This window comes from Lacticaseibacillus absianus (assembly GCF_013407595.1).
Lineage (GTDB): Bacteria > Bacillota > Bacilli > Lactobacillales > Lactobacillaceae > Lacticaseibacillus > Lacticaseibacillus absianus.
The window spans coordinates 206,713-231,914 of the sequence record NZ_JABEKX010000001.1 but is presented as its reverse complement, the minus strand read 5'-3'; the positions used below and the strand labels follow the sequence as shown (position 1 = coordinate 231,914).

Here is a 25,202-nt window from a genome sequence, read left to right as displayed (position 1 = left end):
TCGGGCACTTCGGTCACTAGGACGTGCCTTTTGGTCACTTTAGCATGGGTCAGTCTTCACGGCGACGCTTCGGCCCAACCGCGAACAGCGCGGTGATTGCGGTGACGAGCAACCCCAGCGGGCCGACGATGCTGGTCTCATCCCCGGTCTGGGGAAGCTGAGCCTGCGCGCGGTGACTGCCTAGGGTCCCCGCGGCAGTCGCTGCCGGCGCCTGCGGGTCGCTGAGCCGCGTTGGCGTCTGTTGCCGCGCCAGTGGCTTACCGTCGGGCCCATAGCCCTGATCATGCAATGACGCAACGGTGACGCTGAGCGGGGCCGGGAGCTGGACCCAGGTTTTCACCAGCGTGTTTGGTGTCTCCGCCTCGTCTGGCACCTCGTGGCCACTGTCATCACGGAAGGCTGGGTCTGGCGTGCCCACCCAGGTTTTCATCAGCGTGTTTGGCGTCTCCGCCTCGTCTGGCACCTCGTGACCACTGTCATCGCGGAAGGCTGGGTCTGGCGTGCCCACCCAGGTTTTCACCAGCGTGTTCGACGTCTCCGCCTCGTCTGGCACCTCGTGGCCACTGTCATCGCGGTAGACTGGGTCTGGCGTGCCCACCCAGGTCTTCACCAGCGTGTTCGGTGTCTCTGCCTCGTCTGGCACCTCGTGACCGCTATCGTCGCGGTAGACTGGGTCTGGTGTCCCCACCCAGGTCTTCACCAGCGTGCCCGGCTTTTCCGGATCTCTCGGCGTCTCGTCTGGCACCTCGTGACCGCTATCGTCGCGGTAGACTGGGTCTGGTGTCCCCACCCAGGTCTTCACCAGCGTGCCCGGCTTGCTCGGATCTTTTGGCGTCTCCGTCTCATCCGGTATCTGGCCGATGATCAGGTGTACTTGATAGGTGTGGTCGGCCTCACCGAATGGGATCTGACCCATCTGCGCGACTTCCGGGACATCGTTGCTGACCAGGAAGTAGCCCTTGGCCTGATAGCCATCGATCACGCGCTCGACGTCGTAGGTCGCAGTGGTGCCGGGCCGACCTTGCAAAACGTCGTGCTGGAGCACCCGACCGCTACCATCGTCGATGTAAGCGATCGTGACGGTCGGGTCGGCGGTGTACGTCACGGTCACATTGACCGGCGTCTCCCCAGCCGTCAGGGTCACCTCGGCCACGACTGTCTGATCCGGCGTATAGTGGGGCAACTGCGGGGTGGTCACAGCAGCCAGCGTGACCGGCGCGGCCGTGGCCTGATTGGTCACCAGGTCGGTGTCGATCGTCACGATCCCGGTCTGGGTCACCGTTGACGGCAGTAGCTCCGCCGGCGCGCCGACGTACGTGATCGTGCGCGTGACCGTCTGCGTTGTCTGCTGATGCGCGTGCTTGACGTGGACGGTGAAGGTCCGCCCCTGGTCCGCCGGCGTGAAGGTGAAGGCTGCCGGCAGGTCGCTGCCATTGAACACGTAACCGCGGTCGAGCAGTCGCTGCGTTGTGCGGGCAACGTCGTCGAAGTGCGCAACGGTCCCGGTCACACCATCGATCTCATCTGTGTCCAGCAACATCTGCGTGTCATCGTCGACGAACTGGACCGTCGCGCTGTATGACTTGTGCATGTAGACCGTCGTCACGTTGGCCGCGTTGTCGCTGGTGATGGTGAGTTGATCCTTCGCGTTCGGCGCGACCGGCGAGTACCCCTGCGCGCGCAAAGCCGCGATCGTTTGCCCATAATCCGCCGTGTCCTGCAGGGTGACCGTATGGTTCAGCGCCCCCCGGATATCCTTGTTGGCGAGGATATCGCCGGTATCCTGATCGACATAGTGAACATGCGCCGTCCCAACGGCGTGGTAGCTGAACGCGTTCAGCGTGAACGTCTGGGTCTGATATGCATCCCCAGTCGAACCAGCGACGAAGAAGGAGACCAGCTGATCCGCCGGAATGTACGCCGAGATGTCGGCCGTCCAAGTCAGCGTGTCCGCTTCGACACGACCATAGCCCCACTGGTCGCCCGCCACTGCCGGCCGCGTCAGCGTCACCGTCAATTGGTACGACGCCGCGTCGTAGTGCACATGCAACTGGTTGTAACTCGAATCGATGCCCTGCGCTTGCGCGGTATCGGTCTCGATCGTGATCCCATTGGCGCCGGTGTAGACGAAGGCACCGAACTGATCGAGGCCCTTGGGGTCCGCCCCGAAGTACTGGGTCCCGTCCGCCGTCGTATCGTTGGCGTTTTCACCCCCGTTCGCGTTGTTGTACGTGTCCGCCTTCCAGCCGAACGCGCCGGGCAAGCCGGCGAACCCGAGTGAGCCGCCGTTGCGGCCGACTTGGTCGGTGTTGCCGGTGTGAAATCCGATCGAGACCCCGTCTGCCTTACCGAAGTCGATCTGGGCGGTCATGTCAAAATCGTAGCCCAGGTCGATCTGCGAGTTGAGCGTCAGGTTGCCGGACTGCCGCTTGGCGTTCGGCGTCAGCGTGACCGTGGCCGACTCATCCGCGCCACCGATCGTCGCATCCCCGTTGGCCTTGAAGTTGTTCGTCACATCGGCCTTAGACCCGGTCAAGTCGAGATTCTGGCTCTGATCGTCCGGGACCGCCGTCGCATCATCAGCGGGCGCCGCCGCATCTGCCGGCTCAGCAGGCTGCGTCGATGGCGTGCCGGTGACCGCGGTGGTCTGCGGCGCGCTTGGCGTCAGGGCCTGCTGCGAGGTTGCGGTCACTGCGGCGGCCACTGGCGTCTCGGCCTCGGGGGCGGGCGTCACGGTCGCAGACGCCGGGGTCTCCGGCTCGGGTGACGGCGCCTCGCGGGTCTCGGTCCCTTCACCGGGCGCGGCCGCTGGCGCCGTAGCCGCATCGCCCGCACTCGGGGTCGATGTCGCCGCGGTCGCTGGGCTGCCCGCCTGGGCACTCGGCTGCTCGGCGGCGGCCACGCGCTGGTTATCTAGCTGCGCCAGCCCGACGCCTAACCCAGCCACCGCGATCCCGGCGACCAGCCACTGCCGGCCCGCCTTGTATAGCTTGTAATGCAGTTTAGATTCCTGTCTCAACATCTGATTATCCCCCCAGATCTGTCGACCGGTACCCGGCCGACACGATGTTTACCTGTGCAACGATGGCTTAGTCTGGCCGTCACGCCCGCCCAAGCCCCGAGCGGCGACGCTCGGTTTTAACTCACTAATCTGATCAACCGTGCGCACCGCCTCAATGGGCCAAAAAACGCGACACGTGTAGTCGTGTCGCGTCTCTTGGTGGGACTAACGGCGCGTCAAGCGCAGCCCGAATTGATGGTCTCGGCGGTGGCGAATGACCGCCCGGTAGTGCCGTGGGCCCGTCGGCGTGGTCACCGTCACACGGTACCGGTCGCCCGGCAGCTGCACGTCAAACCGGCCTTGCGCGTCTGGTGTCAGCGTGCGCTGCCGCCGCCCGCGGCGAACGACCGCCGTGGTCGCATCGGGTGGCAGCACCAGCCGGTAGCGTGTCCGGCCGATCATCAGCCCCCGGATCAGCCAGGCGATCACGGCCAGCAGCAAAAGTGCGGCCAACGCCCACACGAACAACTTCAGCTTGTTCCACCACGTCGCCCGGTCCGCAGCGCGGGCGTCGGCCTGCGTGAACGGCACGCGCCGCCCGGTGATCAACAAGCGCTGCGAGTTGATCATGTACGGCGTGCAGGTCATCAGCGTGACCAAGTCCTGGCCCGGACGCACCGTGAGCTTGCTGACGTCGGTCGGCTCGATCACCGTACGCTTGAACACCTGGTAGGCCAGGCGCTTGCTGCCGATCTTGATGAAGAATTTGTCGCCGACCGCCAGCTCAGGCAGCCGGGTGAACAGCTCGGCGTTGGGCAGGCCGCGGTGACCCGAGATCACCGCATGGGTGCCAGCTCCGCCAGTCGGATAGCTGGTCCCATCCAGCAGGCACGCCCCGAATTGCAGGAGCCAGTCCGTCGTGTGGTCGAACACCGGCAGGCTGACCCCGATCTTCGGGATGGTCAGCTGGGCGATCGTCTCGTTGGTGAGCTTCTTCTGGTCACGCTGGGCATCGGCCTTAGCCGTGCCCTGCGCGTTGACCGCCGCGTTGAAGCCACTGACGCCCGGTGCAGTGGCTGCCGCCATCGCCCTGTTGCGCGCCTGATAGGCCTGATAGTCACGTTGCAGGGCCGCCTGATTCTTGCGCGTCTCGCGCACCTGGTAGCGGTCGATCACCTGCTGGTTCTTGTAGGACACGACCGCGTCGCTGACGAACGGGTAGGCGAGCACGCCCAGCCCCGCCACGATCAGCACGACGATCACGAGGTCGATCACCCCGAGCGGTTTTTTTGGCTGATTGCGCATAAGTTCCTCTAGCACAAAATCGAGGCGTCGTGAACGCCCCGATCTCGGCATGACAGTTGCTTAGAAGTTCGCCCGACGCTTGTTATACGCCACGCCACCCAGCACGAGCAGGGCCGCGCCGAGGACAACGAAGGCAACGATCCCGGCCCCACCGGTGTGTGGCAGGATGCCTTCTGGCGTATCGGTGACTGGGATCACCACGTCTGCGCCCTTGGCGGCGTGGTTCTCGACCGTCGTCGCGTCCTTACCGTTGATCTGCGCGTCCTTGTTGTAGCCTTCAGGCGCCGTGACCTCTTCGACCGTATAGGAGACGCCAGACTTCTGGGTCAGACCGTGAAGTGCGCCGTTGACGGTCGATTCCGTGTACGCGGTGAACCCGAACAGCCCGTCTGCGCCGGTCTTGAAGGTGGTGGCGTCTGCTTGGGCGACCCATTCAACGTCCTGTAGGGTCGTCTGATCGTTGGCATTCGCGACCTTCGCGTAGAGCTTGCCGTCCGCACCCGTGCGGGTGATGTAGAACTCAGCATCGGCCAGTGTGGTCTTGGTCGCGTTCGCGTCGACCTTCTTGAACTTCAGCGACAGCTTGGCGTTCTCGTCGAACAAGTTCTTCGGGAAAACTTTGACGTCTTGTTGGCCATCACCGTATGGCAGAGACACGACAAAGTCTTTGTCTGCCTGGTAACCTTCCGGCGTCTTCGTTTCGGCAAAAACGTAGACCGATGGCTGCCCGTCGGTGTACTGGGGCAGGTCCGCAAAGGTTGCCTGACCGTTCGCGTCGGTAGTCTGCGGATCAGCTGCAAGCTTTGCCCCGTCACGCAGCTGACTCGCGGCCGCGTTGATCGTTGTCGACAGCGTGTCTTGGTCCTGGCCGGTCAACCCATTGTCCTTCACGTACTGCCAGTACGCGGTCGTCACGTTGTAGACCGTGAACTCGGCCCCGGCCAACTTCGGGGCGTTGCCATCATGCGCCTGTCCCGGTTCGTCCAGCCCGACTTCGTTCGAGGCGGCCTCGTCTTCGTCACTCTTGAACCCGTACTTCGTCACGATGACGTTCTGCGTGCCCGTCGTGTCAGCCTGAACGGTGTTCGCGCTCAGCGCCAGTGGCAGTGCCAAGATCGCGGCCCCGACCAGCGTCAGCGCCTTCTTCAAAAATGTCTTGTTCATTAGCTTTCTCCCTTATTCCCCTAGTTTGCTTGTTTGGTTTTGACTCTGATCACCGTCAGCAGCGCGATCAGGATAATGCCCAGTAGTGAGAGCCACGCGGCCCACTCGCCGCCGGTCTGCGGCAGGTGGCCCCAGATGTTCGGCCGCCTTGGCGTCGCCGGTGCGTGCACGTTGACCACGACATACGGCGTGGTCTGGCCGCGCGTGTATTCCCCGGCGACCACCGCGAACGGGATCGCCTGGCGACTGCGCAGGTAATGCGCCGGAGGCTGCACTTCGACCAGCTGGTAAGCGCCGGCCTTCAAGCCCGCGACGGCGAACCGCCCTTGCGCGTCCGAGCGAAGCGTGTACAGACCCGCTGTGTGCGTCGGATTCCCACTCCGGCGCCACTGCCAACCATCGGTGCCGCGCACCAGGTAGGCCCCCGCCGCATTGCGCACGGCGAAGGTCGCCCCAGTCAGCGTGGTCGCGTGGTGCTTGGCGTCGACCTTCACGAACCGCTTGCCACCGGTGAGCACCACTGCGGTGTCCGTCTGCGGGGCGGCGGTGCCCGGGTAGAGCGTCGTTCGGTTGACCAGCGGCGCGTCCGGCGCAGCGCCAGCGTCGATCTGCATCCGGTACGTGATCGTGAGCGTCTGGTTCGCGTACGCGATCAGCTTAGCCGGATCGAAGGTCAGCGTGAAGCGGTGTACATCCGGCAACGTCGTCTGGTAGGCGCCTGTCAGCGCGTGCCCGCCGATCGCCACGTGCAGCTGGCCGCGGCGCGCCAGCCGGGCATCTGCGGTGTCCGTGACCACGAAGCGGGTCAGCGCACCGATATTGGCCGGCACCTTGACCTGGATCTGGTACGGGATCGCCTCGCCGTAGCTAAAGCTCGTCTGGCCGTTGGTGATCGTCTTATCGATCGTCGCGTAGCCGGCCGTCATCCGATTTTTCGGAAAAAGGTCCAACCGTGACTGCACCTTGCCGCTTGCCGGCCCCGGTAGCACGACCACCAGATCCTGGCTAGCCGTGATCCCTGCCGGTGCACCGGTCTCCTTGAACAGGTAGACCGCGTAGTGCTTGCCGTGGTGTAGCGGCAAGGCGGCAAAGTCCGCTTCACCGGCCCCAGCGGTGACCGCCCGGGCGACCGGCGCGGTGCGCGGCTGGGCCGTATCTGCCGCCAGTTTGGCCTGCGCCGCGGCGACATCATGCGCCGGGTCGGCGGCCACCGCCGCCCAGAACGCCGCGGAGACGTCGTAGGCGGTGAACGTGACCCCGTTCAGCGGCTGGCCGACCTCACCGAAGTTCGGTTCGGCCTGCCCGTCGTTGCGTTGCTGCGCCGGCATCTCGCCGTCGAACAGCAGCTTGTGCAAGACGACTTCGACCGTCTTCGTGCTGCGCGCCTGGACCGGCTGCGCCTGAGCGAGCCCGACGACCAGCGCGAGCAGGCCGAGCAGGCCGCCGAGTAACTTCATCAGTCGCTTCGTCATGCGCGCACCTCCCGTCTGCGGCGCCAGCCCAGCCCGGCCAAGCCGACCGCCAGCCCGAGCAGCGCGAGCGCCGTTGGTAGCGTCGCCCGCGAGCCGGGACCGCCGGTGTGCGGCAGGACCGTCTGCGGCTGGTCGGTGACGGTCAGGGTCAGGGTGCGCTTCTCCGCGTCATACGTATAGGTGTAATCGGTCGTCGCATTGATTCCCTTGCCGGCCTGATCGACCAGCGTGACGGTCGGCACTGTGCCGGCGTCGTTCACGGTGATCTTGGCGCGCGTCTTGTTGCGCTGGTAGCCAGCCGGCGCCTGCGTTTCCTTGACCGTGTATGTCTGCTTGGCGCGCAGCGTCGTGGTGAACGGCGTTGCCGCCAGTGTCGTCTTGACCGTCTCATCTGCATCAGGCCCGGTCAGGGCAAACTCGGCATCCGTCAATCGGTGGCCTTGCGGGTCTGTCTTGATGACCTGCAGGTGGAGCACCGGTTCAGGCGTGTGCGTGTTCGTGATCTCGGTCATGGTGCCACCGGCCTCATCTGGGGTCGTCGCGTACGTCGCGGTGTAGCCGGCGACCGTGGATTCGCGCACGGTGTACGTGATCAAGCGCCCCGTGGCGTCGTACTTCGCAAGCCCCCCGAAGGTCGCCTGCCACCCGTTGCCCGAATTCAGCTGCACAGTGTCGCTCGGCGTTCCGTTGGCCAACAAGGCCACCGTCACCTGCGCCGGCCGCAGCCGGTCTTGATCGGCCGCGTCCGCCCAGGTCTTATGCACCGTGACCGCCGTCGTGCCGACCAGCGTGTTCGTGAAGTCATTTCCCGACCGCGTCGTCTGATAGCCCGGCACGCTGACCTCGTCGACCGTGTAGTGGTAGGGTTGGCCGCTGGCGTCTTCCTCCGGTAAGTTATCGAACGCGTACCGCCAGCCGGCCGCCTCATTCGTCGTCGTCTCGCGGAAGGGTTGACCATTCTGTCGCAGCCGGAAGGTCAGCGTCTCCGGCCGCGTCTCGTAGGCATCGTCGTTGTCGAGCCAGCGCTTCTGGCCGCTGACCTGGATCCCCTTCGTGTAGACGTAGATGACCGTACCGTTGAACCCTGGATCGGCCAGGGTCCCATTGGTCGGCAGGCTGAGCGCAAGCCCTGGAAAGCTGCCATCGCTCGGCTTCAAGTACGAATACGTGCCGTCGTCCGTCTGGATCGTCTCTGGGTACGTCGTCGCGTAGTCATGGTCGACGTATGGCCCGTCTGGATAAGTCGGGGTCCCGACTGCCAGTTGGTTGCCCTTGGTGTCCACGTACTTCACGTCGACCGTCGCCGCCTGCTTGAAGTCAAAGCTGGTGATCTTGAACTGTTGCAGGTTCTTGGCGCTCCCCGTGGAGGCGCTGACGATCATCGCCATCGCCGGGTCAACGTGGTCGATCTGCTTCGACCACGTCATGACATTGCCGTCGGACTCGGTGTATTTAATGGTCAGCTCCTGCTTTTTCCCCTCGTAGCTGATGACGAACGGGTGGAAGGCATTGTCCAGGTCCTCAGGCTTCAGCGCTTGTGCACTGCCCATATCGGTCTGTGCCCACCACCGCTGAACGTCTCGGCTTCGACGGTTGCGCTGCTGATACGGGATCTTCTGTTTGGTCGTCGTCACGAACGCCCCGAACTGTGCAAAGTCTTGGCCATTGGGATCATCATCCCAGCCGAACCCGTTAGAATCTTTGGGATCGACCTGCGCACCATCTACCCCGTTATCCGGCAACTGCTTATCATTGTGCCAGGTGTCGAGCTTGAAGCCGGTCGCGCGCTGCAGCCCACCAAGGCCCAGATTCCCGCCGGCATTCCCGATATCATCAGTGTTACCGGCGTGAAACGCAAAGCTCAGCCCGTCAGCGCCCCCTTCACTCGAGGTCCGGTCGCCGAGGTTGACCTCACCGGTCAGCGTGAAGCTCGTGCCCATATCGATCTTTGTCTTGAGCGAGAACTCCCCGATCTGATCGTTACGGTCAGGCGTCAAGGTCACGATCCCACTCACCGGATCGTAGCGTGCATCGCCGTTAAGCGCGAAAAACTCCCGAAAATTATCCTTATCTACATGCGTCATATCACTCGTGCCTGCAGCGGTCGGTCGGGCCGGTGCACCGAAAACTTGTAGGAATGGCACAAGGATGATCGTCAGCATCAACCAAGCCTGCAGCCGGTGTTGCCGGCGCTGGCGGCGACGATTCTGGCGCGTCTGCCCGTGGTCGTGATGCCCCAGTCTCTCGATCATGCTTACCCCCTTTATACAAAGAGCGCTTCCCAAATAACTTGGGAAGCGCTCAATCGATTGTAAGGGTCACTGGCGTCGGCACACAAAAAGACTACGCAAAGGGTACACGAATACAGCAAAACCTTACACTCTCCAAAAAGTCCTCCCCCGAAGACTTTAAACAACGTTGATAATATAGCATTCGATTTCTTTGTATACAACTCCAATAAATAATTGTGAAATCAAGCTACCGTTCTGCCCACCATTAATAGTTTTACCCGTACTTCATAAATAAACCGTTATCATAAACCTGGAATAAAGAACAGGCTCAGCGTGTCAAGACTAGTCCCTTACCAATAAATAACAAATGATCACCGAATCGCATAACCAGACGCCGGTTTATTCGCCCTTGCGCGATTAATTCGTCACCGAGATAAGTTACACCAGTCGAAAAATGATTTTTGTATTTGTGAGAACAAATCCAAAAACACCCTACATTTTGTGACATTTTTTATAAATAAAACAACTAATTCACAAATCGTTCCACGCAAAAAGGGGCCTGACACACGTCAGCCCCTTTGAGCCAGCCCCTTATCGCCAGATCACCCAGCGCCCTTCTTCATCACGCACCGCGCGCGCCTGGGCCTTCGTCGGGTAGAAGCGCATCTTGGCTTGACGCAGCTTCTTCTTACCCACACGCACCGCCCACGGCCGCACTGGCGTCAGCTCCTTGAGCGTGTACACACCGCCCGGCAGGTGATCGATGAACCCCTGACCGTCCGCGTCTGTCGTCATCTCAAGCATCTGGCCACGCCGGTACAGTGGCTGACCGTTCTTCTTGCACAGCCGGTAGCGCACGCCAGCGAGCGGTCGCCCTGTCTCGTCGACGCGGTAGAACAGCAGGTTGAACACGTGCCGCCGCAGCAACAAGGTGTGGATCCGCTTGCCCATCGCAAGCACCAGCAGTCCCAGCGCGCCGAGCGCCGCCGCGAAGATCGCCAACTGCTGCCAGCGCTCGCTGCTTTGGGCTTGGGCGACGGACTTGGCGACCTTGGCCGTGTACGGCACCCGCTTGCCCGTGATTAGCAGCCGGTGGCTGTTGACCATGTACGGGGTGCACGTCAGCAATGTTGCGAGGTCGCGCCCCGGCTCGATCTTCAGGATGCTGGTGTCCTCGGGCTTGACGACCTGGATGCGGAAGACCTTGTAGGCCAGGGGCTTCTTGAACACCTTGAGGACGAACACGTCCCCTTTTTGGACCCGGTTGAGGTCGGAGAACAGCCGGCGGTCGACCAGCCCGCGGTGCCCGGCGATCACGGTATGCGTGTTCGCCCCGCCGACAGGCATCGACGTTCCCGGGACGACGGCGGCCCCGACTTCCAGGGTCTGCTCGCTCAACGTCTGGAACAACGGCACAGTCAGCTTCAGCTTGGGCACCGTAACGGTCCCGAGCATGTCCTTGTTCAAGTCGGCCTTCTGTTGCTTCGCCATCCCCGTGAACGGATCGGCGTTCGCGTTCAGGCCCTCTCGCTTGAGCCGCCGGTTCTCCGCCGCCATCGCCGCCATGCGCTTGGCGCCGCTGGCCCGGTTCGCCTGCTCGACCTTGGTGAGCTGATAATTATCGATCATGTCGTTCAGCGCCCCGACGTAGAACGGGTACAGTGCGACGGCGGCCCCGAAGATCAGGAATAGGAACGCGATGATCTGGGTCACAAGGTGCGCACGCGGGCGCGGGTGGCGCTTCGCCATATCGATCCCTGCTTTCTTATGATGATGCGAAAAGGCGCCGCCTAAGCAGCGCCGATCCGCGGTTCACGTCAATGGCGATCAGACTTCTTCGCGCCGGCTCCCCTTCTTCAGGAAGAAGAAGGCCCCAGCCATCACGGCCAGCCCGGCGAGGATCACCAGGTAGATCCCCATGCCACCGGTGTGTGGCAGGATCCCCTTCGGTGCGTTAGTGATCTCGTTGACCTGAGTCTCCTCGTAACTCTCAGCGTTGACGGTGAAGTCGTGGCTGGCGTTAGACACCGCGTAGCCCTTCGGCGCTGCGAGCTCGACCGTCTTGTATTCCCCGTACTTCAGGCCGGTGAACGCGAAGGCCCCGTTGGCGTCAGAGACAGCCACAACGGCATGCGCCGCATCGGCACCGAGCTGCTTCGTTAATTCAGTCAGTGCGGCGGCCTGCTTATCAGCCCCCGTCTGGCCCTCGATGGCGGCGCTCAGCGCCTGCACGTCGAGCTTAGTGGCATCGATGTACTTGTAGACAGCCTTGCCCGCGTCATCTTGGGTGATCGTGACGATCTGTCCCTGGCTGTTTTCCAGCACGAAGACGGCGTTTGCCAGCTTCGTCTTATCGTTGGCGTCATCCTTGATAAACTTCGCCCCACCGACTTCGAGCGGGGTCGTCCCGGTCTCGGTGTGGGGGTTGTGGCTGTAATCCGTCGTCACCTTGTTGTTGAGCTCGGTGACGGCCGCGGTCGTGACCTGCGCCTGATAGGTGATGGTCAGTGTCTGGCCCGCGTATTTGGCCAGTTTGGTGATATCCCCGGTCAGCTGGAACCCAGCCCCGGTGCTGTCGGTCGAAGCCGTCGCCGCTGGGGTGAACGCGTCGACTTCAGTGCCATCCGGTGCGGTCACCTTGACCGTGTCCAGCAGGTCGTCCAAGCCCTTGCTTGGGGTATCGATCACGTTGTAGTGGTCACGCGTCGCGATATCGAACGGAATGGTCTCGGTGATCGTGTAGCCGACCTTATCGCCCAGCCCGGCACTGGCGTCGGTCGGCGTGGTCAGATCCTTGGTCGTGGTCTTCTTGTCGTAGTTCTTCGGGTAGAGGTAGACTGTGTTCCCGGTCTTGCTCGTCGCCAGTGGCATCGATAAGATCAGCGGTGCCGCGGCTTGAACGATCGATGCGTCGTTGTCGATGGTACCGTCTTTGATCTCGGGATCGGCGTACTTGGTCTCAAGGATCAGGTAGGTCTTGTAGTCCCCGTTGGCATCGACAGTCGGCAGGCCGAAGCTGGCCTGACCGGCCACGTTGGTGACATGCGCGGTGACCGCCTTAGCCCCGTCCGGCGCTGTTGTCGCCGTCTTCAAGGCCTCTTGATCGACTTTGATCCCTGTGATGTCATAGGCGGTGAATTCGACCCCGGCCAGCTTCTGGCCGCCCATCAGATCCGCGTCGCTCAGCTCAGTCCCATCACCGGCCGCGATCTTATCGATCGTGTCTTCCTGTTTGCCGTCTGGAAAGACCAGCTTGGTCAGGACCACGGTCTGGGTCTTGCTCGGATCGGTCGCGGGCGCATCCGCCGCGTTAACGGCCTGAAGCCCGGTGAATGCCTGCAATGCCAGTGGTAGCACTAAGAGTGCCCCGGCGAGAATATGTTTCAGCTTACTTTTCATTAATTTCACGCTCCCCAATGTCGTGTATTTTTTTGCCAATACTCAGTGATAGCCCGATCAGTGCGAGGCCTAGCAGCGCCAGGCTCGTCTTGACCTCCCCCGTCTGGGGCAGATGCCGCAGCAGGCGGGTCAATGGGTTGCCCGGCGTCCCCGGGGTGATCCCCCCAGGCGTCTTGGGCTGATCGGGTGTGTGCGGGTTGTAGACCCGCAGCGCGGTGCGCTTGGCCTCTCGCGCCTGGACCTGGTCGGCCAGCAGTGGCCGCAACGCCGCCCCGTTCAGGGTGATCGCCGCATCCGTGTCCGCTTGAGGCACTTGCAACGCGATCTGGCGCGCTTGGCGGGTCAGCTGGTAGCCAGCCGGCGCCTTCAGCTCGGTGATCACGTAACGCCCGACGGCCAGCGGCACGTCCTTGAGCAGGACGAGGCCGTCAGCGGCGGAGGTCAGCTTTAGGACCTGCGGATCGGCCAGCGGGTGGACCGTCGTGCGCCACGCGCCGCTGGTCGTCAGGTACGCGGGCCCGCGGCGAAGTGCGAAGGTCGCCCCAGCGAGTGGCGCGGTGACCCGCCCATCGCGCCCATACTTGTAGAAGTACACGGCGCGCTGCGTCCGGACCGCCTTGGTCGCCAGCGTGATCCCGGCGGCCTGGTCCGCCTGCGGCAGGCTAAAGACGATCGGCATCGATTTTTCGTTGACGGCCAGCGCGTTGACCGGGTCGTGACCCGGTGTGGTCTGGACGACGAGAAAGGCGTTGCCCCACGCACCGTCCACGCAGAAGCGCGCCTGCCCGGTCGTGTCGGTCTCGACGTGTGCCACGGCGCGCAAGTGGTGCGCGGCGATGAAGGCCGCGATGGCCTGGTCGTCGTCTTGCCCCAACTGCTTGGCCAAGGTGTCGATCGCCGTGCCTTGGGCTGCCCGCTGGTGATAATACGCGGTCAGGTCGTACACGGTGAAGTCGGCGTATGCGCCAGGGCTGCCAGGGTGGCCGCGGGCCTGCTGGTCGTGGACCTCGTGTTGCAAGGTGACGGTGACCGCACTCGCCGCCGTCACCGCCGGCGGGGTCACCGCCCAGGCCAGCAGCGCTCCGAGGAGCACGGTGAACCATGTGATCAGTTTTTTCATCATGCGTCCTCCTTTCGGCGTTGCACGCCTGCCCAGCCGAACAGGCCAACGGCGATCAGACCGGCCAGACTGCTGATCAGCAGTGCTTGCAGCGGCCCGGTGCCGCCGGTCGCCGGCAGCACGCCCAGCGCCCGGTCGCGCACGGTCAGGCTCAGCGTGGTCGCGTCATCGCTGACGTGCGCCACCGTATTGGTCGGCGTCATGTCCCCGTCACGTGCCTGAACGGCGATCGTTCCCGCCCGGATCGTCACGGTCACTTGCCCCGTCAACCGCTGGTAGCCCGTCGGTGCGTGCGTCTCGGTCAAGGTATAGGTGCCGTTGTTCTTCAGGTCCTTGAAGGTCAGCTGACCCGCCGCATCCGCGGTCTGGGTCACCTGCTGGCGGTCGGCCTGATCTGTCAGCGTGAAGGTCGCGCCGCGTAGCGCCTGGCCCGAATCGGCGTCGACTTTGTCAACGTGCAGCTGGTACTTCGGCAAGTCCTGCCGTGAGTACGTCACTGCAGTCGGCAGGTGCAGGTAGTGTTCCCAGTACTCATATAGCTTCGAGCTGGTCAGCTGGCCGCTGACCTTGCGGGCATAGAAGTGCTCGGGCGTCCGCATGTTGAAGTGGACCGCCAAGTTGGACTGACTGTTCCCCCGCTCCATGTAGAAGATCTTGATGTTATGCGTGCCAGGCTTCATCAGCGCCGCACTCAACTGCGTCGTCGTGACCTGCCGCCGATGTCCCGCGTCCATCGCCGCCTTGTTGCCAGCGGTCACGGTCCCGGTGGTAAAATCGATGCTTCCTTCGGCCGCGTCGTGGATCCCTCCGAGGTCAAGTGCCAGCTGGCCATCGATGAATAGCCAGAAGTCATCATCCCCGCTGAAGGTGAAGATCATCGGCGTCTTACTGCCGTCGCGATTCTGGATCCGCCCACCTTCGGGCATCAGGTAGTCGAAGTTCATGCTCAAGCCGAACCAGTGGTCATTGCCCCCGTTGACCGACTGGACTTGGTCGAAGGGGAAAAACTGCCCCTGGTTGCGCCGGTCCGTCTCGAACCGGTACTCGTCATTCAAGCGCTTGGTGCCCGTCGCACTGTCGAAGGAATACGTGCCGTCCTGGTAGTCGAACAGATCATGGTCATCAGACGCATCATCTGTGCTCCCGTAGAACTTGATTCCTTGGGTCTGCCCCTCGACCGGCGCAAACAGGTACTGCAGCGAACTGCCGTCTTGGGCCAAGACCGGATACCCCGCGTCGTCCAGCTGCGGCTGGACGATGCCCTGACGCGGCCCGTTGCCAGCCCCCGTCCAGGTATTGAGCCCAGTCCGGTCACCGTTCCACTGCCCCTTATCGAACTTCAGCGTATGGCCGGCGTTAATGCCCCCGTCTTCCACGTTCTCCCGGTCGCCAGCCCGATCGCCGGTCCAGTAATCGGCCATGTGGACCGCGACGGCTGATTGTCCGGGGTTATCGACCGTGTAGATCGCCCGGTCGTCGGTGTCGACCCCGGCCAGATCACTGGTGCTGATCAGCTGGTACCACTCACCATTGACCTGAAACAACGGGTTCGCGCCGCTATCACCGTCGATCGCCTCGACTTGCTGCGCCAGCGCCGCTTGATCGGTCAGGTAGGTCTCACGGTCGGGATCCGTCGCCGCGGCGACGATCTGAAACGTTGCCGGGTCGTCGATGTCCCGATAAGGCGGCTCGTTGGCGACCTGGACCAGCAACCAGACGCCGGTGGTCTGGTCTTTTTCCGCCTTATAGGTCTTGCCTTCATACTTGTAGATGTCCGTCGCATTTGCCACCGGTTGCAGGTAGGGATGCCGCGGGTCGGTCGGATTGTTAAAGTCGAGCAACTCGACGACGTTCGTCGGCTGCGAGAGCACTCCTGCCGGCAGCGGGGTCTCGCTCACCTTGCGCACGTACCCGGTCGGCGTGCTGCCTTCTGCCGGCATCGCCAGCTGTCCGTCGTAAAGGTAATCGGTCTTGACAGCATCCGCCGGTTGGTCGTTCCAGGTCAGCCGAGCAGCTAACCCCTTAGGCAGCGTCTGCGCCTGCTCCCCGTCGATGAGAGCTTGCTGCGCGGCGCTGCTCAGCGGCTGATCCGTCTTCAAGCGCCCGCTTTGACGCGCCAGGGCGATCTCCGCTTGTTGCGCGTCTGTCGCCGCCTGGTATCGCGTGCCGTCGAACACGTAGGGCTGCCCGTCGGTGCCCTGAATATAGCTGACCTGGTCAGTGTCCGTCGCCCCGGCGCGAGCCGAGCCCGGTGCCACGAGCGCACACAACACCGCTAATCCCAAGGTCACGCCAATGACCCCCACACGCAACCGCTGCGCATGGGGGCCTCGCCGTCTTGATCTACGCCACCATCGGCCATCGATCATCGTCAGTCCCCCAAACTTGGCGTCGCCCGATCCCCCGACCGGACGCGCCGCTTACACCTGTCGTCTTGGCTGCGCGGGCACCACTCCCATAATCCCCGCGCCGATGCGGTCGCGTCGCGATGTCGGGCCACTCCCATAACCCGATATCGGTTCGCGTTCACTCAAGACTTTTATTCACATCATTTGTTCAAAAAAGTATATATATGTTACGTCGAATGATAATATCACTTACTCATTTTTAATTCAAATTTCTTTCGTGTTTTGCGTACGCCGGCGCTGTGCTGCTGCCAGGCCGAACAGGCCGAGTGCGATCGCCACCGCGGCGCTGCTGAGCACCACTGGGCCCCGTATCCCGGTCCCGCCAGTTGCCGGCAGTTCGCCGGTCGGCGGATCATCGATGGTCAGGGTCAACGCGCTGCCCTTGACGGCCACCGTCACGTTCCCGCGAAAGTCGCCGGTCAGGGTAACTTGCGTGCCTTGGATCGTCGCGCTGCCTGTCAAGGCGGCGTGGCCAGCCGGCGCCTGGGTCTCCGTCAGCACGTAGCGCGTCGTCGGGCTCAGGTCGGTGGCCACCTGACCGTCTGCGGCGGTCGTCAGGTCACTGGCCGCCGCAGCCTGGGGCGTCAGGGTGAAGGTCGCCCCTCGAAGCGTCGCGTGCGTCTGCTTGTCGCGCTTGATCAACGTGAGCGACAGGGTACGCCGGTCAACTTTGACCCAGTGCAACAGCTGCGGCCGCGCCGCGTCGACATAGAGCCCGTCGACCGGTCGGCCCGAAGCCATCGGCGCCTGCGTGCCCAGCGCCTGACCGTCGCGGGCCAACCACTGGCCCTTAGCCGTCAGTGTGACCCACTGCGGCGCGTCATCGAGTTGGTAGTCAGTCGGCGGCGTCGCCTCACGCAGCCGGTAGTGACCCGGCGCCAATGCCGCGACTTGCGCCGGCGTCAGGGTCTGAGTCGCCCCGGTCGGCTGCCAATCCGCGTCGCAGGTCGTCACGTTGAACGTGACCCCGCTTGCGGCGGTCAGCTCAGCGCCAGTGTCCGCGTCATACTTCGCGACCGTCACCCCGTACTGGGTATTCGTGACCGTCGCCGCCGTCTGCGTGGCCTGGTAGGTCAGCGCCGGCTGACCGGCCACGGTCGCAGCGGTCTCACGCACAGTGTAGGTCAGGGGGGCACCGGTCGCCGCGTCGACCGCGGGCAGCGCGGTGAAGGTAGTCGTCCACGCTTCAGGGTCGTTCAACGCCCCGCTCAGCGTGCGCGTTGCGACCACGGTGTCGGTCCCACTCGCCGTGTCTTGCTGGTGCAAGGCCAGCGTCGCCGTTCCTTCTGCAGTGGCGACATCGACCAATGGTTGCCAGACCTTGGCCGCAGTCACGGTGGTCGTCGGCAGCGCATGATCGACAACGGTGATGTCGTTATCTCCGGAGTACGCCTTGAAGTTCAGGTCCCAGCGCTTGTTATCGCTGTTCGTGATCTTGACGGTCCGGCCGATGATCGAGCCGTAGACATGCGCGCTTTCAATGTCAAGGTTGGCCGCCGGGGCGAGGATCGTCCCGTAGAAGGTGTCGTTGGCGATCGGAATGGTGGTGCCGGTCGGATAATGATAAAAATTCCAGAGGATCTTCGCCTTCGCGTAGTCGCTCGTGTCAGCCGCCGACAGCCCGTCGAACGTGATGTTACCAGCGTTGCCGAGTGCCGTCACGGCGCTAGGGTCGAAGCCGGTAAAATCGACATCGACGATCAGCGGCGCGGCGGCGGGATCATCGAAGTCGAACCCGGTGAAGTTGATCTTGCTTCTGGCCTCATCCCCGTAGCCGTAGAGTTGCTGCCAGGATAGTCGCACGTACACCGCGTCCGGCGTCTGCCCCGTCGTCACCCGCTGAGGGGTGGCGTCTTGCACGTAGCCGCTAGGCGCCTCGGTCTCGACGAAGTAATAGGTCCCGGCCTGGGCGACGGACAGGTCGATCCGACCGGCCGCGTCGGTGGTGAACGCATTAGTCTGCGGGTGGTGATCCGTTGCATCGTACAGCTCGTCAGTGGCGACCGCCGTCGACTGATCCGCGGCGACCAGCTTGAATGTCGCCCCTGCCAGCGGCTCACCGGCGTCGTTGACCTTCGTCAGCCGCAGTGGGTAGCGCACGCTCGCCGTGCGCAGGGCCCGCACGTTGATCGTCAGGTCGTTGTCGGTGGTCTTCTCGACCGTCTGGCCCTTGCCCGCAAACAGCGCAGACACCTGTGCCAGCTTGGCGTACTCCGCATCAAAATCAATGTATTGGACCCCCGCCGCTTCCCGGTAGATCGACGTTGGGACGAGCGCCAGCTTCTGGCCAGCGAGCCCGACGGCGTTGCCGTTGTCCTCACTGGTGAACGCGGTCTCGGTCCCGGTGACAAACTTAGTGGCCAGCGCCGAGTTGAAGGCCGAGCCACTGATCTGGGTGACATCACGCAGGTAATTCAGGTCGGTATCGGCCTGGACCCCGACATCACTGCCGGCGGTGCCGAAGTCGCTGGTGCCGGTGAAGTGCTCGGCCGCGATGTTGCCTTTTTCCGACACGCCCAGGTCGACTGTCTGGCCGAAAATGTGGAACCGTTGGGCCGCCCCAAGGACGTCATACTGCGCATCCGGGTGCTCCGCGTAGTACGTCTGGGTCTGCGTCTGGATCTCACCGACCCCATCGGCGGCCGTGCGCGCGCCCGGCCAGCTGCTGAGCGCGATCACCGCCACCGCCGCGACCCGCACCAGGCGACCCGCCGTCTTCTTGATCAAGTTGATGATGGGGCCCCCTTTCCGCCGCAGACACAAAAAAATCCCAACCTCAAGCGTTGGGAAAAGACGGCGTGGTACATGGTGCCACACGGCGCACGAAGCCCGTGATCCCGCTAAAGTCTTCCCCCAAAGGCGATAACGCTCCATAATATAGCATTCACATGCGCTAGGAACAAACCGCGGTGGTCTAGACTGAAGCATCAATAAAAGCGGGGGCGAGCCATAAACGGCTGATTATTAAAACCGGGTGAGTAAAAACACCCAATCATTCGCCAACCCTGTGGTCGCGCCGATTCAATAACAACGGTCAAAACGCAACCACATTTCATAAAAATTCAATATCGTGTGAACTAAAATTTCGTTTTGTGCATTCCCGCGAAAATACTCAAAAATATATTCAAGAATCTGCGTACTCGTCACAAAAAAATCATATTTTTGTAACAATTTATAATAATAAAAACCTCGATCACTGCCACCGGTCCGCCGAGTGCAAACAAGGCGGCCAAGCAATCTGCCCGGCCGCCTGATCGGCATTGCCCAACGGACCGCAGTCACCCGTGACTACGCCTCGAGCACTTTTTCGAGGAAGCTCTGCAACCGCTCATGCTGCGGGTGCTCGAAGAGCTGCGTCGGCGTCCCCTGTTCGAGGATCTGGCCATCGCCGAAGAAGACGACCCGGTCCGCGACTTCCTTGGCGAACCCCATCTCGTGGGTCACGATCACCATGGTCATGCCGTCTGCGGCCAGCTTACGCATGACTGCGAGCACGTCGCCGACCATCTCGGGGTCAAGCGCCGAGGTCGGCTCGTCGAACAGCATGATGTCCGGGTGCATCGCCAGCGCTCGCGCAATGGCGACCCGCTGCTTTTGCCCGCCAGACAGGCTAGCCGGACGCGCGTCGACCTTGTCGGCTAGGCCGACCACGTCGAGCAGATGGCGCGCTTCTTGGTCGGCCTGCGCCTTGTCCATCAGACCCAGCTCGACCGGTGCCAGCGTCACGTTGCCCAAGACGCTGAGGTTGGGGAACAGGTTGAAGTGTTGGAACACCATCCCGATCTTCTCACGCACCTTGTCGATGTTGACATGGGGCTTGGCGATGTCGGTACCGTCGATCAGGATCTCACCGGCGGTGGTGGTTTCCAGCCCGTTCATCATGCGGAGCACCGTGCTTTTGCCCGCACCACTGGGGCCGATCAGCACGACGACTTCGTTATCTTCGACTTTCAGGTCCACGCCCTGCACGACCTCGTTGTGGCCGTAATGTTTGCGGACGTTCTTCATCTCGATCCGGGGTTGAGTCATTAGCGCACCTTCTTTTGAATGTAATTCGACAGCCACGTCAGCAGCGTGATGATCACCAGGTAGATCAAGGCGACCATCGTCCAGATCTTGAAGCCTTCCATGTTGCGGGCGATGATGATCTTCCCGGTCTGCGTCAGTTCCAGCAGCCCGAGGACCGACAGGATCGACGTGTCCTTCAGGGTGATGATGAACTGGTTGATGAAGCTCGGGATCATGATCCGGAGCCCCTGCGGCAAGATCACGCGCCTCATCGCCTTCGTCCACGGTAGCCCCAAGCTACGGGCGGCCTCCATCTGACCGCCGTCGACCGACCCGATGCCACCTTTGACGAACGCGGCGGTGTAGGCCCCTTCGTTCAGCGTCAGCGTGATGATGCCGGCAACGAAGGCCGGGATCTTCGTGTGGATCAACCCGGGGACACCGGTGTAGATGAACAGGGCGAGCACGATCATCGGCAGGCCGCGGAAGATGTAGATGAACGTTGTCGCCACGCCTTGGGCGACCTTGTTCGGCACGACGCCGAGCAGGCCGACCAGGATCCCGACCACCGTGGCACAGAGGATCCCGACCACGGTCAGCTCAAGCGTCTGGACCAGCCCGGCCCACAGGGTGGCGCGGTTGGCTTGCAGCAGGCCCCAGAAGCTCCGGTCACCTTCCTGCGTCTTCTTCGTCTTGGCCGCTTGGGACGCCTGAGAGCCGTCGCCGAGGTATTTCGCCACGATCTTGTCGTACTGACCGTTGGCGCGCAGCTTCTTGAGCCCCGCGTTGATCTTCACCAGCAGGTCCTGGCGGTGCGACTGCAGGACCGCGATGCCATAGTTGTTCGCCGCATACGGCGTCTTGTTGGTCACGCGCAGCGCCACGCCGGTCGCGATCCCGTACTGCATGACGGGAAAATCCTCGAAGCACGCCTGCGAGTTGCCCGTCGTGACGTCCTGGTAGACGTTGTTGGAATCATCGAAGGTGACCGTTGTAAAGCCGTACTTGGCCTTGTTGGCGTTGGCAAAATCCGCCGACGCCGTCCCAGTCTTGACCGCCACGCGCTTGCCGCGCAGGTCCTTGAGCCCCTTGATCGTCGCGTCGCGAGCCACCGCCATGGCGATCCCCGACTGGTAGTAGGGGTCCGACATCGCGAACTTCGCCTGACGCTCCGGCGTGATGCTCATTCCCGCCATCACCCCGTCGACCTGCCCCGCTTCCAGCGATTGGACTGCCGCGTTGAAGCCCACCGGTTTCCACTCGACCTTGAAGCCCTCGGTCGCCGCGATCGCATTCAGCAGATCGATATCGATGCCGACGTACTGGTTGTGTTTATCCGCGAACTCGAACGGCGCGAACGTCACATCCGTGCCAATGGTGTAGGTCTCGGCCGCCTGCACCTGTTCTCGGGGCATCCCCCAAGTCATGATCGCAAACAAGCCAGCTAACATCGTGGTCCAGAACCACTTCCGTTTCATACTCACACCACTTTCTGTTTTGGGATTCGTGTCAATGCACAAAGATGAGCATAGCTGGTTCCGTGACAGGTGTCGAGCAAACGTGTTAGGTAACCTAACAATGCCACGAAAAGTTAACTTGAGCCGGCGCGTGTCTGACCGAAAAGCCATCTGATAGTCATGAAACTAGTCAGGGCGGGGCTAGGCCAAGCGCTGGCTTGACGCGACTTGACCGCTGCGGTACGACTGGGCGGCGGATCACTGCGCCGCAGATCCGCACAGCGGTCCACGCAAACTTTCTCGTTGACACCTGTACACGCGCGGTGTACCATGACACTAATTTCACGAAAGGGGGCAACTTCACGATGGCTCAGGAACGGATGAACATGTGTATGGCGATGTGTCACTGGTATGCAATGCATAGCGGCTCTTTTACGCATGTTCAAACTGGTGTCCCGACCGGCGTGTAGCCCTACACCCGAAGTGAATCGGACCAAGTTGGCGGTGTGTCTAGGAGCAACTAGACACACCGCCTTTTTCGGTCCATTAAATTAAAATACGGTGAGTAATCCGTGATGAAGGACTCACCGGATACCGGCGCCGGTGCGTTAAACCCACCCCGCTTCGCTCTGGTAAACATAAGGAGGTCCATCGTTTGTTTGTTCAGTCATTAGTCAAGGAGGCCTGCCCATGGACTGGTCAGTGATCCAATCAAGCCTACCGCAGTTTGCCGCCGCGTTCTGGTTAACGCTGTGGCTCTCGGCGGTCGGCATCGCCGGCGCGCTGGTGGTCGGCATCGCGGCCAGCCTTACGCAATTCTTCCGGCTGCCGGGCCTGCACCAGCTCGCCACCGGCTACATCGATGTGGCGCGTAACACGCCACTTCTGGTCCAGCTATTTTTCATCTATTATGGTCTGCCAGGGCTGGGCATCAAGCTCAGCGCCACTGCCAGCGGCCTGATCGGCTTGGTGTTTCTCGGCGGCAGCTACATGGCCGAGGCCTTCACCAGCGGGTATAACGCGATCGGCCGCGGCCAGCTGGAATCCGGTGCGGCGCTGGGGCTGACGAACGGCCAGCTCGCGCGCTATGTGGTCATCCCCCAGGGGCTCGCCGCGGCGGTCCCGGCGCTGGCCGCGAACGTGATCTTTTTGATCAAAGAGACGTCGATCTTCACGGTCATCGCGATCCCCGAGCTGACCAACACGGCGCTGGATCTGATCGGGCTCTACTACCGCAGCAGCGAGTACCTATTCACGCTGGTCGTGGCGTACGCGATCATCCTGATCCCCCTGTCTTGGGGGCTGACGACGCTAGAAAGGCGGGTGCGTTATGGCACATTCGGGCATTAGCATTCTATTCGAAGGGCAGAACTTCCACCGGCTGCTGGCGGGCTTCGGCGTCACCTTGCGTGTTGCGGTGATCGTGCTCCTGATCGGCGGCGCGCTGGGCGTCGTCCTCGGGGCGCTACGGACGTTGAACCGCCGCTGGTTACAGGTCCTCCTGCGCGGCTACCTGGAGGTCTTCCGCATCGTGCCGACAGTCGTCCTGCTGTTCGTAGTCTACTACATCGTACCGCAAGCGTTCGGTCTGAACCTTAGCGGAGAAGCGGTGGCAATCGTCACCTTCGCCCTGTGGACCGCCGCGGAGATGTCGGACATCGTGCGCGGCGCGCTGATCGCAGTCCCCCGTCACCAGCTCGAGGCCGCGGAAGCACTGGGACTAGACCGGACCCAGCAGTTCCGCTACGTCCTGTTACCACAGGCGCTCCCGATCGCGCTGCCGGGTACGATCAACCTCGCGACGCGCATCATCAAGACCACCAGCCTGCTCCTGATGATCAGCGTGATGGACATCGTCAACGTCGGGCAGACGCTAGTCGAGGCCAACGCCCACAAGCATCCCGCCTTCGCCTTTTGGGTCTACGGCACGATGTTCGTGATGTATTACGTGCTCTGCGCGCCGCTGTCGTGGTGGGCCAAGCACACCGAGAAGAAGAGATTGGAGGTCGCCAATGGCTGACTTATTACTAGACGTGCAACACCTGAGCAAAGCCTATCAGCACAACCAGATCCTCAAGGACATCAGCTTCCAGGTGCATAAGGGGGAAGTGGTCGCCCTGCTCGGCCGGTCGGGCTCAGGCAAGAGCACGCTGATCCGCACCCTCAACGGCCTGGAGCCTTTCCAAGGCGGCACGCTGGCCTTCGCCGGCACCCCCATCGACCCCACGCCGGCGACCTGGTTAGCCCTGCGCCAACGCATCGGCATGGTGTTCCAGAGCTACGATCTGTTCCCGAACCTGACCGTGCTGGAGAACGTCTTGCTGGCGCCAGTCAAGGTGGCCAAGCGCCCGCGCGCAGACGCCGAGCCAGAAGCCCGCACGCTGCTGACCGACGTCGGACTTGCGGACTTCGCCGACCGCTACCCGCGCCAGCTCTCCGGCGGCCAGAAGCAACGCGTCGCGATCGTGCGCGCACTGGCAATGCACCCCGAGATGATGCTCTTTGACGAAGTGACCGCCAGTCTCGACCCCGAGATGGTCCGCGGCGTCCTCGACATGATGACCGCCCTCGCCCAACGCGAGATGACCATGATCGTGGTCACTCACGAGATGGGGTTCGCGCGACAGGTCGCCGATCGCGTCTTGTTCCTCGATGACGGGGTGATCACCGTGGACACGCCCGCCGAAGCCTTTTTCACCGCCCCACCGACCGACTCAGCCAAGGCGTTCTTGGCCAGCATGAATTACTAAGGAGACTTATTGATGAAAAAAATGACTCGATTGCTCAGCACCCTCGCCGTCACGGCCACTGCGCTCTTGGCTCTGGCTGGCTGCGGCCAAAACCAGTCCAGTAACGCCGACACCGTCGCTCAGATCAAAAAGGCGGGCGAGATCAAGATCGCGGTCTTCGGTGACTTACAACCCTACGGCTGGATCGACCAGTCTGGTAAGCGCGTCGGCTACGACCTGACCCTCGCCCGCAAGCTCGCCAAGGACCTCGGGGTCAAAGCCAAGTTCGTTCAGGTCAACGCCGACGGCCGCGTCGACGCGCTCAAGGCAGGCAAAGTCGACCTCGTGCTCGCCAACTTCACCGTCACCCCGGACCGCAAGGAGGTCGTCGACTTCGCCAAACCGTATATGCAAGTGTCCGTCGGCGTCGTGTCCAAGAAGACCGCCCCGGTCACCAAGGTCAGCCAGCTGGCTGGCAAGGACGTGATCGTCACCAAGGGCACCACCGCCGAGCAGTACTTCACGGAGAAGCAAAAAGCCGTGACGCTTCAGAAGTACGACTCCAAGACCCAGCAGTTCAACGCGCTGAAGAACGACCGGGCCGCCGCCCTCGCCGATGACAACTCCTACCTCTACGCCTGGGTCAAGAACAACCCGACCTACACCGTCGGCATCAAGACGCTCGGGCCAAGCTCCTACATCGCGCCGGCGGTCAAGAAGGGCAACAAGGCGCTTCTGAAGTGGGTCAACCAGGAGATCACCAAGCTCAACGGCAACGGCTTCTTCAAGACCGACTACGAGCAGACCCTGGCCCCGTACTTTGGCCGCGACATCCAGCCAGAAGACATCATCATCACCAAGTAATTGATCCGCATGCGTTACCCAAAAGCCGCATGCCTCACCCAGAC

The 25,202-nt window shown here is 62.4% G+C and carries 16 protein-coding genes; 4 read left to right on the top strand and 12 right to left on the bottom strand.

The genetic code is table 11. From position 1 onward, the window contains the following. Window positions 1–49 precede the first annotated feature (49 nt). The 12 genes from HII33_RS00925 to HII33_RS00870 form a co-directional block, all read right to left on the bottom strand. Window positions 50–3,022, bottom strand: a complete 2,973-nt coding sequence (locus HII33_RS00925) for a lectin-like domain-containing protein (RefSeq protein WP_179393922.1) — start codon at window positions 3,020–3,022, stop codon at window positions 50–52. A 204-nt stretch (window positions 3,023–3,226) separates the two neighbouring features. Further along, complete coding sequence (locus tag HII33_RS00920) at window positions 3,227–4,306, bottom strand: class C sortase (protein WP_179393921.1); 1,080 nt, start codon at window positions 4,304–4,306, stop codon at window positions 3,227–3,229. Window positions 4,307–4,366: 60 nt separating this feature from the next. After that, a complete protein-coding gene (locus HII33_RS00915) occupies window positions 4,367–5,470 on the bottom strand; it encodes a pilin N-terminal domain-containing protein (RefSeq protein WP_179393920.1) in 1,104 nt (367 codons plus the stop codon). Between the two features lie 20 nt (window positions 5,471–5,490). After that, window positions 5,491–6,942 carry a SpaH/EbpB family LPXTG-anchored major pilin gene (locus HII33_RS00910; RefSeq protein ID WP_179393919.1) on the bottom strand — a complete coding sequence of 484 codons (1,452 nt, stop codon included), beginning with the start codon at window positions 6,940–6,942 and terminating at the stop codon, window positions 5,491–5,493. Then, window positions 6,939–9,194, bottom strand: a complete 2,256-nt coding sequence (locus tag HII33_RS00905) for a lectin-like domain-containing protein (RefSeq protein WP_179393918.1) — start codon at window positions 9,192–9,194, stop codon at window positions 6,939–6,941. The genes HII33_RS00910 and HII33_RS00905 overlap by 4 nt, the downstream gene beginning before the upstream one ends. A gap of 570 nt (window positions 9,195–9,764) precedes the next feature. Further along, complete coding sequence (locus tag HII33_RS00900; RefSeq protein WP_179393917.1) at window positions 9,765–10,922, bottom strand: class C sortase; 1,158 nt, start codon at window positions 10,920–10,922, stop codon at window positions 9,765–9,767. Window positions 10,923–11,000: 78 nt separating this feature from the next. Next, complete coding sequence (locus tag HII33_RS00895; RefSeq protein ID WP_179393916.1) at window positions 11,001–12,572, bottom strand: SpaH/EbpB family LPXTG-anchored major pilin; 1,572 nt, start codon at window positions 12,570–12,572, stop codon at window positions 11,001–11,003. Next, window positions 12,562–13,692: a pilin N-terminal domain-containing protein gene (locus HII33_RS00890; RefSeq protein WP_179393915.1), complete on the bottom strand. Its 1,131-nt coding sequence runs from the start codon at window positions 13,690–13,692 to the stop codon at window positions 12,562–12,564. The genes HII33_RS00895 and HII33_RS00890 overlap by 11 nt, the downstream gene beginning before the upstream one ends. Beyond that, window positions 13,692–15,983, bottom strand: a complete 2,292-nt coding sequence (locus HII33_RS00885) for a SpaA isopeptide-forming pilin-related protein (protein ID WP_179393914.1) — start codon at window positions 15,981–15,983, stop codon at window positions 13,692–13,694. The genes HII33_RS00890 and HII33_RS00885 overlap by 1 nt, the downstream gene beginning before the upstream one ends. A gap of 321 nt (window positions 15,984–16,304) precedes the next feature. Next, entirely contained in the window at window positions 16,305–18,827 is a 2,523-nt protein-coding gene (locus tag HII33_RS00880; protein ID WP_179393913.1) for a prealbumin-like fold domain-containing protein, read from the bottom strand. 561 nt (window positions 18,828–19,388) lie between these two features. Continuing rightward, window positions 19,389–20,129, bottom strand: coding sequence for an amino acid ABC transporter ATP-binding protein (locus HII33_RS00875; RefSeq protein WP_179393912.1), 741 nt, complete (start codon window positions 20,127–20,129; stop codon window positions 19,389–19,391). Further along, entirely contained in the window at window positions 20,129–21,586 is a 1,458-nt protein-coding gene (locus HII33_RS00870) for an amino acid ABC transporter substrate-binding protein/permease (protein WP_179393911.1), read from the bottom strand. Before HII33_RS00870 ends, HII33_RS00875 begins: the two co-directional genes overlap by 1 nt. Before the next feature lie 669 nt (window positions 21,587–22,255). On the opposite strand from HII33_RS00870, the gene HII33_RS00865 reads away from it, so the two are divergent. From HII33_RS00865 to HII33_RS00850, 4 genes are read left to right on the top strand one after another with little or no spacing between them, the layout of a single operon-like run. Further along, on the top strand, window positions 22,256–22,915 hold the full coding sequence (locus tag HII33_RS00865) for an amino acid ABC transporter permease (RefSeq protein ID WP_179393910.1): 660 nt from the start codon (window positions 22,256–22,258) through the stop codon (window positions 22,913–22,915). Then, on the top strand, window positions 22,896–23,585 hold the full coding sequence (locus HII33_RS00860; RefSeq protein WP_179393909.1) for an amino acid ABC transporter permease: 690 nt from the start codon (window positions 22,896–22,898) through the stop codon (window positions 23,583–23,585). The genes HII33_RS00865 and HII33_RS00860 overlap by 20 nt, the downstream gene beginning before the upstream one ends. Continuing rightward, the gene (locus HII33_RS00855) at window positions 23,578–24,315 is read left to right on the top strand and encodes an amino acid ABC transporter ATP-binding protein (protein ID WP_179393908.1); all 738 of its coding nucleotides are present in this window, start codon (window positions 23,578–23,580) and stop codon (window positions 24,313–24,315) included. Before HII33_RS00860 ends, HII33_RS00855 begins: the two co-directional genes overlap by 8 nt. 12 nt (window positions 24,316–24,327) lie before the next feature. Further along, window positions 24,328–25,158, top strand: a complete 831-nt coding sequence (locus HII33_RS00850; protein WP_179393907.1) for a transporter substrate-binding domain-containing protein — start codon at window positions 24,328–24,330, stop codon at window positions 25,156–25,158. Window positions 25,159–25,202: the final 44 nt, after the last annotated feature.